Annotated in this window: 10 protein-coding genes; all 10 read left to right on the forward strand. The window is 55.6% G+C overall.

All coding sequences use genetic code 11. The annotated features are described in order from the left end of the window. Positions 1 to 501: 501 nt before the first annotated feature. The 10 genes from hprK (at position 502) to BN348_RS03205 (ending at position 14,631) form a co-directional block, all read left to right on the forward strand. Positions 502 to 1,464, forward strand: coding sequence for an HPr(Ser) kinase/phosphatase (gene hprK / locus BN348_RS03160; RefSeq protein ID WP_040196125.1), 963 nt, complete (start codon positions 502 to 504; stop codon positions 1,462 to 1,464). Positions 1,465 to 1,513: 49 nt separating this feature from the next. Then, complete coding sequence (locus BN348_RS03165) at positions 1,514 to 2,236, forward strand: phosphatase (RefSeq protein WP_040196126.1); 723 nt, start codon at positions 1,514 to 1,516, stop codon at positions 2,234 to 2,236. A 15-nt stretch (positions 2,237 to 2,251) separates the two neighbouring features. Further along, on the forward strand, positions 2,252 to 3,208 hold the full coding sequence (locus tag BN348_RS03170) for an ROK family protein (protein ID WP_040196128.1): 957 nt from the start codon (positions 2,252 to 2,254) through the stop codon (positions 3,206 to 3,208). 522 nt (positions 3,209 to 3,730) lie between these two features. After that, positions 3,731 to 4,636 carry a UDP-N-acetylmuramate dehydrogenase gene (gene murB, locus BN348_RS03180; protein ID WP_052446665.1) on the forward strand — a complete coding sequence of 302 codons (906 nt, stop codon included), beginning with the start codon at positions 3,731 to 3,733 and terminating at the stop codon, positions 4,634 to 4,636. A gap of 112 nt (positions 4,637 to 4,748) precedes the next feature. Beyond that, positions 4,749 to 5,609, forward strand: coding sequence for an RNase adapter RapZ (gene rapZ, locus BN348_RS03185; protein ID WP_040196133.1), 861 nt, complete (start codon positions 4,749 to 4,751; stop codon positions 5,607 to 5,609). 521 nt (positions 5,610 to 6,130) lie between these two features. Next, positions 6,131 to 7,060 (forward strand): DNA-binding protein WhiA, encoded by a 930-nt coding sequence (whiA, locus tag BN348_RS03190; protein ID WP_040196135.1) that lies wholly within the window; start codon positions 6,131 to 6,133, stop codon positions 7,058 to 7,060. Continuing rightward, complete coding sequence (locus BN348_RS03195; protein ID WP_040196136.1) at positions 7,044 to 10,562, forward strand: DNA polymerase III subunit alpha; 3,519 nt, start codon at positions 7,044 to 7,046, stop codon at positions 10,560 to 10,562. Before whiA ends, BN348_RS03195 begins: the two co-directional genes overlap by 17 nt. Positions 10,563 to 10,743: 181 nt before the next feature. Then, positions 10,744 to 11,715 carry a 6-phosphofructokinase gene (gene pfkA / locus BN348_RS03200; protein ID WP_040196138.1) on the forward strand — a complete coding sequence of 324 codons (972 nt, stop codon included), beginning with the start codon at positions 10,744 to 10,746 and terminating at the stop codon, positions 11,713 to 11,715. 474 nt (positions 11,716 to 12,189) lie between these two features. Next, positions 12,190 to 12,399, forward strand: a complete 210-nt coding sequence (locus tag BN348_RS13820; RefSeq protein ID WP_156136396.1) for a hypothetical protein — start codon at positions 12,190 to 12,192, stop codon at positions 12,397 to 12,399. A gap of 123 nt (positions 12,400 to 12,522) precedes the next feature. After that, positions 12,523 to 14,631, forward strand: coding sequence for a glutamine synthetase III family protein (locus tag BN348_RS03205; protein WP_040196215.1), 2,109 nt, complete (start codon positions 12,523 to 12,525; stop codon positions 14,629 to 14,631). Positions 14,632 to 14,959: the final 328 nt, after the last annotated feature.

Raw genomic sequence — 14,959 nt, forward strand, 5'->3', positions numbered from 1 at the left:
CTTACAGGAAATGCGCGCCGAATTCAAGCGGCAGAATGTAAATTCTAACCTGCGTTTGCAGCGGGGTTTGTTCATGAAGGAAAGTATGTGCATAAATAAAAAGCATACCGTTTTTTCATCCCGGACAATGACGATTTTTCGATCCCAGCTGATGGCGGAAGGCGGCTGAACCCTTTAACGGGCAGGCATGGATTCCAGCCTCTTAAAAGCGCCGGTTAAAACGCCGCGCGGCCCTTTCGGCGGGATTCCCTGGCCCTGCAGATGAAGCCCAAAAAGGAATGCTTTTGCCCCAGTCATGAAAAAATCGAAAAATATCGTAAGAATTATTTGAAATATAAGCCTGCTTGGTGTATAATAAAACATGATATACAACGAAATTGATAATCATGCGGCGGAGCGCGTTTTCTTGAAATTGAAAACCGTCCGCATGCGCGGTATGGCGGATATGTCATCGCAGGGCCTGTCTGGGTGTCCGGACCGGTCTGCCGAGGAGGGTGCAACATGAGCGTTATCTATACGGTATCACTGAAGAAACTGATTGATGCCTTTAAACTGGAGATTATCCATCTGCCCAAGGAGGCGGACGAGATCAAGATATCCAGCGCGGATATCAACCGGCCCGGACTCCATCTGGCGGGATTTTTTGAATTTTATGACAGGCAACGTATCCAGATCATCGGCAAGGCCGAAACCGGATATCTTGAAAACCTGGACCCTCAGACAAGGCAGGACGCGATCCGCGGTTTTATGGCGCTGAAGCCGCCGGTGGTCATCGTTGCGAGAGGACTGCACATCTTCGACGAGATGATGAGCGACGCCAAGGAATTCGGCGTCGCGCTGCTTCGGACCAACGAGGGAACCTCGACCTTCTCGTCCTCGCTGATCTCCACGCTGAATGTGGAGCTTGCGCCGCGGGTGACCAGGCACGGCGTGCTTGTCGAGGTTTACGGTGAGGGCATCCTGCTGCTGGGCGAGAGCGGCGTCGGCAAGAGCGAAACAGCGATTGAGCTGATCAAACGCGGACACCGGCTGATTGCGGACGACGCGGTCGAAATCCGCAGGGTTTCCTCCAAAACGCTGGTGGGTTCGTCCCCGGCAAACATCCGGCATTTTTTGGAGGTGCGCGGCATCGGCATCATCAACGCGCGCCGCATCTTCGGTATGGGCTCCATCAAGGTCACGGAGAAGATCGACATGGTCATCCAGCTTGAAAACTGGGACGCCACAAAGGTGTACGACCGGATGGGCATGGAGAACGAATATACCGAGATTCTGGGAATCGATGTGCCGAGCCTGACCATTCCGGTCAAGCCGGGACGAAACCTCGCGATCATTATCGAGGTGGCGGCGATGAACAACCGCCAGAAGAAGATGGGCTACAACGCGGCGTATGAGCTGCTTGAAAAGCTCGGCATGTCCGAGGGGATACCGAAGGTTACAACGGTGGACTGGGACGCCTATTGATGAAGCAGTATGCCTGCCATCCTATCTGTAAACGGAGGTACCGACAGACGTGAAGATTATCGCAGAGACACACTGTCACACCATTGCGTCGTCGCATGCGTACAGCACTGTGCTGGAAAACGCGCAGGCGGCCAAACAAAAAGGGCTTTCCTATCTGGCCATCACCGACCACGGCGTGGCCATGCCGGACGCCCCGCACATCTGGCATTTTTCGAACCTGAAGACCCTGCCCGCTGAGATTGACGGCGTCAAAATCCTGAAGGGCGTGGAGGCGAACATCCTGGATACCGGCGGAAAGCTCGACCTGCCGGATTCGCTGCTCAGAAAGCTTGACTGGGTGATCGCATCGTTTCACGAGCCGACCTTCCCGCCGTCTACGGTGAAAGACCATACAGAAGCGTATCTGCGTATCGCGGAGAACCCGTATGTCGACTGTATCGGACATGCCGGGGATGAACGCTTCCGGTTCGAGCTGGACCCGGTGATCAGGGCCTTTAAAGAGCATCATAAAATCGTGGAAATCAATGCACATTCCTTTTCGGCAAGAAGGGGCGCGAAAGAAAACTGCAGACGGATTGCGGAAGCCTGTAAACGGTATGAAGTTCCAGTCGTCCTCAGTTCTGATGCGCACTTCGCATATGAAATCGGTTTTATAGAAAATTCTGTAAATTTACTGAAGGAAATTGATTTCCCGCAGGAGCTTATTTTAAATGGTGATGAAGAGCAGTTTCAAGCTTTTTTGGCATACAAAAGAAGAGAAAAAATGAAATAGCGTGGAGGAGTTACTATGAAGTATTATGTTGGGATTGACCTGGGAGGCACCAATATTGCAGTCGGCGTGGTGAATGAGGAATATGAGATTGTGGGCAGGGGAAAGCTCAAAACCAATGTGCCGCGTCCTGCCGAAGAGATCGTTGACGATATGGTAAAGGCCACGCATCTGGCGTTGGAGAACGCCGGCGTGACGATGGATCAGATCGAATGGATTGGAATCGGCTCCCCCGGCATTGCCAATAAGGCGACCGGCGTGCTGGAGTTTTCCGGCAACCTCGACTTCTACAATGTGCCACTGGTCGGCATGATGGAGGATCGGGTTCATAAAAAGGTCTATTTGGAAAACGATGCGAATGCGGCGGCCTATGCGGAGATCCTGGCTGGCAGCGCGAAGGGCTGCAGGGATGCGATCGTCATCACGCTGGGCACCGGCGTCGGAAGCGGCATCATCATCGACGGCAAGATCTACAGCGGCTTCAACTATGCCGGCGCGGAGCTGGGACACATGGGCATTGTGTACGGCGGACGCGACTGCACCTGCGGACGCAAGGGATGCTTTGAAGCGTACTGCTCCGCGACGGGGCTCATCAACATCACGAAGGACCATATGAAGAAGAATCCGGATTCCAAGCTCTGGGAGCTGGCAGAAGGGGATATCGAAAAGGTCAACGGCAGGATCCCGTACGACGGCATGCGGCTCGGCGACAAGGCCGCGACCGAAGCGGTCGACGAGTATGTCAACTATATGGCGTACGGTCTCGCAAGCTGCATCAATATTTTTCAGCCGGAAATTCTCTGCATCGGCGGCGGAATCAGCAAGGAAGGGGAAACCCTCTTAGCGCCGCTGCGTGAAAAGATCGCGAAAGAAGACTTTAACAAGGACCCGAACAAGCGAACCAAGCTTGTCGCCGCGAAGCTCGGCAACGACGCCGGCATCATCGGCTCCGCTTTTTTGGGAAACCTGGCATAAATACCGTCAAAAAAGTGTATCTTCTTAAGTGGAGATACACTTTTTCTATTTACATACCGTAAGGTGGACGCCGGGTGCACAGGAGCAGAACGCCGGATATCGGAAGACTGTCGGGCGGAACATTGGCGCGGCAGCGCTGAATGGGGGCATGATCATCGTGTATGCAAAGGCAGACCTGAATGCGCTGAGACAGCAGATAAAAGTTCTGCAGGATTATTGTGCACATACAAAGGCGGACGGTGTGATTGCATATGTCCGAGTCGGCAGGGACAGGGTTGTGTGAAAAAAGATGCAAATGGAACTGGAAAGACAAAAACAGACTGATTGTATCAATATGGATGTCCGGTTATATGCCGGTGGAAAGCGGGAAAAATCCATGAAGCGGCGCAGGGTTCTTTTTGACAAACGGGCGGATATCTGTTATCATAATCATGGAAAAGTATCGGCCGGATAACGGCCTTGCATAGAATAGGAATATCGAACCGGGTTTGACGGAATGATCGATGAAAGGGTGTTGTGGATTTGGATTACAGTGCACTGTGCGAGGAATTTGAGGGGCGGAACTGCGCGGCGAAGCTCGACGCGCCGCTGAAAAACGCTACCACCTTCCGCATCGGCGGCAATGCGCAGCTTCTTGTGAGGCCGCGGGATGAAGAGGCGGTGCGGTATGTCATCCGGCGCTGCTATGAGGAGGAGATTCCCTGCACCCTGCTCGGCAAGGGTTCCAATGTCCTGATTTCGGACGAAGGGGTCAAGGGGGTTGTCATGATCCTGAGCGCCAATTTTTCGGGCGTCGAGGTGCGGGATGGAACGACGCTGGTCTGTCTGGCCGGCACGCCGCTGGCACGCGTCTGTTATGTGGCGTATCAGCACGGCTTGACCGGGCTGGAATTCGCCTGGGGCATTCCCGGCACAGTCGGCGGCGCCGCCTATATGAACGCCGGCGCCTACGGCGGGGAGATGAAGGATGTCATCCGCCGCTGTGAGCATGTCACGCCGGACGGTGAAGCGGGCAGCCTTGAAAAGGATGACCTGCAGCTTTCCTACCGGCACAGCGCCTACACCGACAACGGATGCTGCATCACCAGGGTGGTCCTGCAGCTTGAGAAGGGCGGCCGGGATGCGATCCGTGCAAGGATGGACGATCTGATGCACCGCCGCAAAACCAAGCAGCCGCTGGAATATCCGAGTGCGGGCAGCACCTTCAAGCGGCCCGAGGGCGCCTATGCGTCGGCGCTGATCGACCAGTGCGGACTCAAAGGGTTCTCCCACAACGGCGCGCAGGTCAGCGAAAAGCACGCGGGCTTTGTGATCAATCAGAACGGCGCGACCGCAAAGGATGTGCTGGAGCTGATCCGCATCGTGCAGGAAGTGGTGCTTGCAAAGACCGGCTTCTCGCTCGAATGCGAGGTCAAGATCATCAAATAGAGAAGAATCAGGCCGAACGGCCATGAAGATAAAGAGAGGGATCGGGCTTTAGGCCCGAAGAGATAAAACAGAGGAAGAATGGAGACCGATCCGATAGATTGGAAGTGAAGGTATGCAGTTTTTGATTGTGACCGGCCTTTCGGGCGCCGGAAAGTCCCGCGCAGTGGTTGCGCTTGAGGATATCGGCTTTTACTGTGTGGACAATATGCCGCCGGAGCTGATCCCGAAATTTGCGGAGGTCTGTGTGCAGTCCCAGGGCAAGATGGATAAAATCGCGCTGGTGGCCGACGTGCGCAGCGGCGACATGTTCCACGCGCTGTTCGCCGGGCTGCAGGGGCTCAGGGAGAAGAACATCGACTATAAAATCCTGTTTCTGTCCGCCAGCGACACGGTGCTGATCCGCCGGTTCAAGGAGACACGCCGCAAGCATCCGCTGATGGACAGCATGTACTGTTCTTTGGAACAGGCGATCCAGCGGGAACGGGAGATGCTGAAGTCGGTCAACATGAACGCCGACTATGTCATAGACACCTCTCTGCTGTCGGTTTCCCAGCTCAAGGAGCGGATTGTCAGCCTGTTTCTGGAGAATACGAAGGACAGCCTGTACATCAACTGTATGTCGTTCGGCTTCAAATACGGCATCCCGCCCGATGCGGACCTGGTGTTCGATGTGCGGTGCCTGCCGAACCCGTTCTATATCCCGGAGCTGAAACACAAGACCGGTTTGGATGTGGAAGTGCGGGATTATGTGCTGAGCTTTGACCAGTCGAACGAGCTGCTGTCGCGGCTCATCGACCTGATCGATTTTCTGGTGCCGCTCTATGCCAAGGAGGGCAAGAGCCAACTGGTGGTCGCAATCGGATGCACCGGCGGCAAGCACCGTTCCATCCTGTTTGCGGAGATGATCAACGAGCATCTGTGCAAGATCGGCAACAATTCCCGCGCGACCCACCGCGATAAAGGCAAGGAGTAAGCATCCGGCCTCGGCGGGCGTTATGGAATAAAAGCGGCGAGGACAGGGGCTTTTCAGCGGTTCCGTATTGTGAAAAGTGGTATGGATGGAGCTTCTCAGTGGTCTCATATTGTGAAAAGCGGTGTGAATAGAAGCTTTTTTGGCGATCCCGTATTATAAGTAGCAGCGTGGATAGAGCTTTTACAGCAGTTCCGCATTATGAGAAGCGGCATAAATGGGCTTTTCAGTGGTTCTGCATCATGAAAAGCGGTGTGGACAGAACCTTTTCAGCGGTTCCACATCATGAAAGCGGGTGGAATAAGCCTTTTTCAGCGGCCTGGTATAATAAGTGGTTTGGATGAAGTCTTTTAGGCGGCCTTGTATAGAACATTTCTTTACAAGAGCGTTTCAGAAACAGCAAGTCATATTTTAACAAAATAGACCGGGAGCATACAGGTTTGCCAAAGCGGGGCTTTCGCGAGAAGCTTCGGCGGCTTCTCACCTGTATCAGACAGTGGAAAACAAGCAGAAGGAAGATGACAATGTCTTTTGGATATCAGCTCAAAAGGGAATTAAGCAGTATCAAGCTATGCCTGCCCGAACTCATCTTGGGGCAGGCATATGGCATATTATTGTTTGGTAAGAGCTTCAGCGCACAGAGCATCTCGATCCAGACTGAGAACGAGCATGTCGCAGATGCCTATGCCCAGCTGCTGGAAGCTTCCACCGGCGTCAAAGCACGCATGGACGTTTCGGCGCGGGATGCGCAGAGAGCCTACACTGTATTTGTGGAGGATGCGGCCGACCGGCAGCGGGTGCTGGCGCGGTTCGGGCACGAAACCAAAGAGGTCACACTGCGCATCGGGCGCGCAAACCTCGAGGATGAGGAGAGCATGAAGGCGTTTCTGCGCGGCGCGTTTCTGGCCTGCGGCAACGTCACCGACCCCCAGAAGGGCTATCATATCGAGTATGTGCTGCCGCATTACAAGCTCAGCCGCGATTTGCAGTATCTGATTGGGGAGCTGCTGGACAAGCCCAAGGACACCGTCCGGCGCGGCCAGTATGTGCTGTACTACAAGGAGAGCGAGCATATCGAGGACCTCCTGACCATGCTCGGCGCCGTGAACGCGTCGCTGCAGCTCATGGAGGTCAAGGTGGTCAAGGACATGCGCAATCGCATCAACCGCACGACCAACTGCGAAACCGCGAACATCTCAAAGACGGTCAACGCGGCCCAGCAGCACATCCGGGATATCCGGCTGATCATGAAGCACGGCGGCCTCGAGCAGCTCGACGAACCGCTCAGGGAGCTGGCGGAGCTTCGGCTGCGGGAGCCGGATTTATCACTGAAGGAACTCGGGGAAAGCCTGTCCGAGCCGATCTCGCGCTCGGGGGTAAACCACCGGTTACATAAATTAGGCAGGATTGCCGAGGAATACCGGGAGAGGGGAGGAGATGGAGAACATGCCTGAAAACTTTGTACATCTGCATGTGCATACCGAATACAGCCTGCTCGACGGCGCGTGCCGGATCGAACGGCTGGTCGAGAAGGTCAAGGCGATGGGGCAGGAAGCCGTGGCGATCACCGACCACGGCGTGATGTACGGCGTCATCGATTTCTACAGGAAGGCAAAGGCCGCGGGCGTCAAGCCGATTATCGGCTGCGAGGTGTATGTGTCGCGCCGCACGCGGTTCGACAAGGTGCATCAGCTCGACCGGCAGCCGTACCATCTGGTGCTGCTGTGCAAAAACAACACCGGCTACCAGAACCTGATCAAGATGGTGTCTGCCGGCTTCACCGAGGGATTTTACGCCAAGCCGCGCATCGACCGCGAGCTGCTCGAACAGCACCATGAAGGGCTGATTGCGCTCTCCGCGTGCCTGGCCGGGGAGATTCCGCAGCGGCTGATGGACGGGGACTACGAGGCGGCCAAGGAAACCGCGCTCTACTTCGAAAACCTGTTCGGCCACGGCAACTATTACATAGAACTGCAGGACCACGATATCAAGGAGCAGAAGGAGATTCTGCCCGACCTCATCCGCCTGTCCAGGGAGACCGGCATCCCGATGGTTGCGACCAACGACGCGCACTACATCGACAAGAAGGACAGCCGCATGCAGCATGTGCTGATCTGCATCCAGACCAACCACACGATCGATGAGGAGGGCGGCCTGGAATTTTCGACCGAGGAATTCTACATCAAGAGCCGCGAGGAGATGCTCGAACGGTTCTCGTTTGTCGAGGAAGCGCTGGACAACACCGCCAAGGTCGCCGAGATGTGCAACGTCGAATTCGAGTTCGGCGTGACCAAGCTGCCATATTTCGTCGCGCCGGACGGCCGGGAGAACAGGGAGTATTTCTACGATCTGTGCCGCAGGGGCCTTCACCGCCATTACGGGGAGAATCCGGACAGGGAGATCGCCGAGCGTCTGGAATACGAACTGGACGTCATCACCAGGATGGGGTATGTCGACTACTTTTTGATTGTCTGGGATTTCATCAACTATGCCAAGAGCCACGACATCCCGGTCGGCCCCGGAAGGGGCTCCGGCGCGGGTTCGCTGGCGGCCTACTGCATCGGCATCACCGACATCGACCCGCTGCGGTATAACCTGCTGTTCGAGCGCTTTTTAAACCCCGAACGGGTCAGCATGCCGGACTTCGACATCGATTTCTGCTATGAGAAGCGCCAGAAGGTCATCGACTATGTCGTGGACCGGTATGGGGCGGACCATGTCGCGCAGATCATCACCTTTGGAACGATGGCGGCGCGGGCGGCCATCCGCGACGTCGGACGCGCGCTGGGCATGTCCTACCAGGCGGTGGACAACGTCGCGAAAATGATCCCGATGGAGCTGCATATGACCATCGATCGGGCGATGAAGACCTCGTCCGAGCTGCGCAGCGCCTATGAGGACGACACTGCCGTGCACGATCTGATCGACACGGCGCGGGAGCTGGAGGGCATGCCGCGGCACGCCTCGACCCACGCGGCCGGCGTGGTCATCACGCGCGACCCGGTCGACAGCTATGTCCCGCTGGCGAAAAATGACGAATCGGTGGTCACGCAGTTCACGATGACCACATTGGAGGAGCTGGGCCTTTTAAAGATGGACTTCCTGGGGCTTCGCACCCTCACGGTCATCGATTACGCGCAGAAAATGGTGCGGCGGCACACGCCGGACTTTGACCTGGAACAGATGACGCCCGACGACCCGGCGGTCTACGAGATGCTCTCGACCGGCGCGGCGCAGGGGGTGTTCCAGTTCGAGTCGGCGGGCATGCGAAACGTCCTGGTCGGGCTTAAACCGGAGGGCTTTGAGGACCTCATCGCGGTCATCTCGCTGTACCGCCCCGGCCCCATGGACTCGATTCCGAAATATATAGAAAACCGGCATCATCCGGAGAAGATCACCTACAAGCATCCGCTGCTGGAGCCGATTTTGAAGGTCACCTACGGCTGTACGGTCTATCAGGAACAGGTCATGCAGATCTGCCGCGCGCTGGCCGGGTATTCCTATGGACAGGCCGACCTTGTGCGCCGCGCGATGAGCAAGAAGAAGATGGACGTCATGCAGAAGGAGCGGCACAACTTCATCTACGGCAAGGTGGATGAAGACGGAAACGAGGAATGCTGCGGCGCCATCAAGAACGGCGTGGATGAAAAGACAGCCAGCGAGCTGTTCGACGAGATGATCTCGTTCGCGTCCTATGCGTTCAACAAATCCCATGCGGCGGCCTACGCGATGGTGGCTTACCGCACGGCCTACCTGAAATGCCACTATCCGAAGGAATTCATGGCGGCGCTGCTGACCAGCGTGCTGGACAACACGAGCAAGGTCACCGAGTATATCGGCGAATGCGTCAAGCTGGGCATCAAGGTGCTGCCGCCGGACATCAACGAGAGCTTCGAGGGCTTCACCGTCACCGACGAGGGCATCCGGTTCGGGCTGCTGGCAGTCAAGAATGTCGGCCGCGCGGTCATCGAATCGATCATCCGGGAGCGGGAGGAGAACGGCCCGTTCGACAACTTCTTCACCCTGTGTGAACGGATGTACGACAAGGACCTCAACAAGCGCACGATGGAAAGCTTCATCAAATGCGGTGCGCTCGACCATCTGGGCGCGTCCCGCCGCCAGATGCTGATGACCTTTGAATCGGTGCTCTCCTCGATCGCCGAAACGCGGCGCAAGAACCTGGAAGGCCAGATGAACCTGTTCGACACGGGTTCGGACACCGCGCCGGCCGCTGGGGTCTACCATCTGCCGGATGTCGAGGAATTTTCGGTCAAGGAAAAGCTTGCGATGGAGAAGCAGACGACAGGGCTTTACCTGTCCGGCCATCCGATGATGGAGTATATGGATTTGATTGAAAAGTATAAGACCGCGCAGATTAATGAGATTGCCGTGTCGCTCAAGGAGCGCGACAACTTCTACCATGAGAATGACAGCGTCACAATCATCGGCGTCATTGAAACCCGCAAGCTAAAAACCACCAAAAACAACGATATGATGGCCTTCGCGACCCTCGAGGACGTCGCCGGCTCGATGGAGCTGGTCATCTTCCCGCGGGTGCTCGAGCAGTTCAGCACGGTCATCCAGGTGGGGGCCGCCGTGGCGGTTTCCGGGCGCATCAACCTGCGCGAGGAGGAGGAACCGAAGCTGATCTGTGAAAAGGTGCTGACCATCGAGCAGTACAAGCAGATGAAGGACCCGTCCAGCGCACCGGCGGAAGGGGCTAAGACCAAGCGCAAGGGAGTCTATCTGCGGGTGAAGGACAAGGAGGACCCGAAGCTGCTGAAAGCGGAAAAGGTGTTCCGGGTGTTTGAAGGCATCACACCGGTCTATGCGCTGTTCACCGATTCGAACAAGTTGGTCATGTTGCCCAAAAAACTCTGGATTGATGTGAATGATATCATGTTAAATGAATTGCGGGGTATACTTGGTGAAGAAAATATCAAATATATTCTATAATTTTGCCGGATTAGACTTGAACTTTCAAGTGCGGATGTATTATAATGTATTCTAGTTTCGAATTGCTATATATGGAAAGCAAGCTGTGTGAAATTACGCGATTTTGTCCGGATGGCCCGGCCATCCTTTTGGTAATAGAGGATTCATGAACTGTATATTTGTGAAAGGAATGGTAAGTATTATGAGTGACAAGGTGAAAACAATCGGCGTCTTAACCAGCGGAGGGGATGCCCCGGGCATGAACGCGGCTGTGAGAGCGGTTGTGCGCTCAGCAATCTATCATGGCATGAATGTCATCGGCATCAAAAAGGGCTACAACGGCCTAATTAACGGTGATATGGAGCAGATGAGCCTGCGCAGCGTTTCCGAAATCATCCATAAAGGCGGCACAGTCCTTTATACGGCCCGCTGTGAAGAATTCCGCTATGATGAAGGCATCGAAAAGGGCAAGCAGAGCTGTCTGGACAACGGCATTGACGGTATCGTGGTCATCGGCGGCGACGGTTCGTTCCGCGGCGCGAGAGACCTGTCCTTAAAGGGCATTCCGTGCGTCGGCATCCCGGGAACCATCGACAACGACATCTCTTCCACCGAATATACAGTCGGTTACGATACAGCGATGAACACCGCGATCGATATGATCGACAAGCTGCGCGACACCTCCCAATCCCACGACCGCTGCTCGGTGGTCGAGGTCATGGGCCGCCACGCGGGACACATTGCGCTGAACGCGGGCATCGCCTGCGGCGCAACGGCCATCCTGGTTGAAGAGGTTCCGTACAGCATGGAGGAGGTTGCTCAGCGCATCAACAACACGATGAAGACCGGCAAGCATCATTTCATCGTCGTGGTATCCGAGGGCGTCGGCCATGTCGATGAGATTGCGAAGGAAATTGAAGAGCTGACCGGCGTCGAGTCCCGCGCAACGGTGCTGGGACACGTCCAGAGAGGCGGTTCCCCGACGGTCCGCGACAGAGTGGTCGCCAGCGAAATGGGTTGCTATGCGGTCGGCCTGCTCGAAAAGGGCATCGGCAACCGTGTTGTCGCCATGCAGAACGGCAGGATCACCGACTTCGATATCCTCGAAGCGTTGAATATGAAGAAGGAATTTGACCACAATCTCTATAAGATGGCAATGGAAATCTCCATCTAACCGAAAGAACAGGCGGGTACCCCGCCGTGCGATAAGCTCAGGGAAGAAACCTGTCCTACCGGCGAACAGCGGGACAGGTTTCCTTTCATTCCATCGGGATGGCTTCGGGTATTTAGTTTTATACGTAACAGCGTGCATGGAATTCCAACATCGTGCCATGCAGGTTATGACAGCACGATAAAGCGGGGATATGCAGAAGATATAGATGCATAGACGCATTGCAGTAGTTAGGAACAATTCCCGCCATGGCGTGGAGAAATCTATGAGGCTGGACGAGACAATACTACGGATGTGTGGGTGTTGCCTGCCGCGACAGCACATTGCTTCGGTAGAGCGGCGTGCTGCGCAGTGCCTCTGAACCGAGCCATTGCGGGCATCCCCGCCGTCATCTAGAAGCAGAAACTGCCCAATTCCAGAATAGCTGCGTGATTGGGGGATTTTTAAGGGGGCGGCAGACCCCTTGAACGGCCTTTCTTGGCTACTTCTTTGGCCGGCAAAGAAGTAGCTGCCACCTTGCCGAGGTACCTTGGCAAAACAAAAGAAAACCGCCGCGTGCCGGCGCAAAAACACCCCGCGCAGAAACCCGCCATGGCCGGAAGCCATTCACAAAAGATAAAAATGAAGATCCGCCGCCACCGGCGGCCAAAACCGCTTTTCTTTGGTTCCTATCTCAAGCCAAAATAAAGAAGGAACCCCCATCGTCAAGAACCATTATCACAGGAAACAATTAAAAACCAGGGCAAAACAGAACATCCGTTTTTTGAATATTGTTGGAGGTGCAGCTTAGTGAGCAAGAACAAAAAGAAAATGCCGTCGGAGATATTCGGGATCAACGTCTTTGACGACCGCGTCATGAGACAGCGTCTTCCCAAGGAAAAATATAAGGAGCTCAAACAGGTCATCGATTACCGTCTGGATTTGAACCGCGACCTGGCCGAGGTGGTTGCAAACGCCATGAAGGATTGGGCGATCAGCAAGGGCGCCACCCATTATACCCACTGGTTCCAGCCGCTCAACGGCTTCACCGCCGAAAAGCACGAATCGTTCATCCGCCCGATGCACGACGGCGGCGCGATCATGGAGTTCTCCGGCAAGATGCTCATCAAGGGCGAATCGGACGCATCCAGCTTCCCGTCCGGCGGTCTCAGACAGACCTTCGAGGCGCGCGGCTATACGATGTGGGACCCGACCTCCCCGGCCTTCCTCAAGGAGGATAAATCCGGCGTGACGCTCTGCATCCCGACCGCGTTCTGCTCCTGGGGCGGAACCGCGCTGGATGAGAAGACGCCGCTGCTGCGTTCGGTCAAGGCCATCAGCAACCAGTCGCTGCGCGTGCTGCGCCAGTTCGGCGAATACACCGTCAAAAATGTCAAAACCAACGTCGGCGCGGAGCAGGAGTACTTCCTGATCGACGCGGACATCTATAAACACCGCATGGACCTGGTCCTTTCCGGCCGCACACTGTTCGGCGCGAAGCCGCCGAAGGGACAGGAGATGGATGACTATTACTTCGGGCTCATCTCCGAGAAGATTTCCCCGTTCATGTCCGAGCTCGACGAGGAGCTTTGGAAGATGGGCGTATCGGCCAAAACGAAGCACAACGAGGTCGCGCCCTGCCAGCATGAGCTTGCGCCGATCTTCTCGGTGGAGAACATCGCGGCCGACCAGAACCAGCTGATCATGGAAACGCTCGATAAGCTCGCGGCCCGCCATGGGCTCAAATGCCTGCTGCACGAGAAGCCGTTCGCCTACATCAACGGCTCCGGCAAGCACAACAACTGGAACCTTGCAACCGACACCGGGCTCAACCTGATGAACCCGGGCGACAATCCGTACGACAACGCGAAGTTCCTGGTCTTCCTGTGCGCGGTCATCAAGGCAATCGATGTGCATGCGGGCCTGCTGCGGGTCTCAGCGGCCAGCGCCGGCAACGACCACCGTCTGGGCGCCTGTGAAGCGCCGCCGGCGATCATCTCGATCTGCCTGGGCGAGGAGCTGACCAACGTCCTGAAAAAAATCTCCGGTGACATCGGTGAAGATGATGTGGTTGTGGACGATATGAAGCGTCTGGTCGATTTCGGCGTGCCGAGCCTGCCGATGCTGTATGCCGACGCGTCCGACCGGAACCGCACCTCGCCGTTTGCCTTTACCGGCAATAAATTCGAGTTCCGCATGATCGGCTCGTCGATGACGATCTCCTGGGCGAACACCATCCTGAACACGATCGTCGCGTCGGTGCTGGATGAGTTCGCGACCCGGCTCGAGAACACGACTGATTTCGACAATGAGATCACCTCGATTATCGCGGACACCTACAACAACCACGGCAGGGTCATCTTCAACGGCAACGGCTATTCCGACGAATGGGTGGAGGAAGCTGTCAGAAGGGGACTGCCGAACTATAAGGATACCGTCGAATGTGTCAAGGAGCTCATCAGCGACAAGACCATCGAGCTGTTCGAGAAGTATGAGATCTACACAGCCGAGGAGATGCACGCGCGCTATGAGATCACGCTGGAGGCGTACAACAAGCGCCGCATGATCGAGGCGAAGACGATGGTCATCATGGCCGAGGAACAGATCTATCCGGCGGTCAACCGCTATGTCATGGAGCTGGCCGATTCGGTCAAGGTGCTGGAAAAGGTGTTCGACTGTACCTGCGCGCAGAAAAAGAAGCTGAAGGAATATTGTTCGAACATCGACCGGTTCCAGCGTTCCACCGACGCGCTTAAAGAGAGCATCGCGAGAATCGAAGAGATCCACGATGAATACGAGAAGGCATTCAAAATCAAGGAAGAGATGCTGGTCATTATGGATCAGCTGCGGGAAGCAAGCGACGAGCTTGAGCAGAGTACCGACCTGAACCAGTGGCCGTTCCCGACATACTGTGAAATTTTGTACGACATCCAGGCATAGATCAAATGATGCGGCCGCCGCTTTGCATACGCAGAGCGGCGGCCTGTCCATTTCTATCAACTGCGTCATAAGTGCTCCCCGGCTCAGCAGGCCGGTATCTCAGGATGGATGTATCCCCGGACCTGTCCGGCCATGAAATCAAAGGCGGGATGTAACCGCCAAGGTTCCGGCAATGAGCGCGTGAAGGGGCAGAAGAATGCACAGATACGGTTTGGATAGAGAATGTACAGATATTGTTTTAATAGGAGATCCATCAGTAAGATTCGGATATGGGAGGTACGGATGGGATCCGAGCGGATGCGCAGATGGCGTTCGGATAGAAGGATAC

It is taken from the genome of Candidatus Soleaferrea massiliensis AP7 (assembly GCF_000820765.1).
In the GTDB taxonomy this organism is placed as follows: domain Bacteria; phylum Bacillota; class Clostridia; order Oscillospirales; family Ruminococcaceae; genus Soleaferrea; species Soleaferrea massiliensis.

Coding starts and splice junctions, on each gene's coding strand:
- hprK (WP_040196125.1), top strand. CDS start 502: ATGAGCGTTATCTATACGGTATCACTGAAGAAACTGATTGATGCCTTT.
- BN348_RS03170 (WP_040196128.1), top strand. CDS start 2,252: ATGAAGTATTATGTTGGGATTGACCTGGGAGGCACCAATATTGCAGTC.
- rapZ (WP_040196133.1), top strand. CDS start 4,749: ATGCAGTTTTTGATTGTGACCGGCCTTTCGGGCGCCGGAAAGTCCCGC.
- whiA (WP_040196135.1), top strand. CDS start 6,131: ATGTCTTTTGGATATCAGCTCAAAAGGGAATTAAGCAGTATCAAGCTA.
- BN348_RS03195 (WP_040196136.1), top strand. CDS start 7,044: ATGGAGAACATGCCTGAAAACTTTGTACATCTGCATGTGCATACCGAA.
- pfkA (WP_040196138.1), top strand. CDS start 10,744: ATGAGTGACAAGGTGAAAACAATCGGCGTCTTAACCAGCGGAGGGGAT.
- BN348_RS03205 (WP_040196215.1), top strand. CDS start 12,523: ATGCCGTCGGAGATATTCGGGATCAACGTCTTTGACGACCGCGTCATG.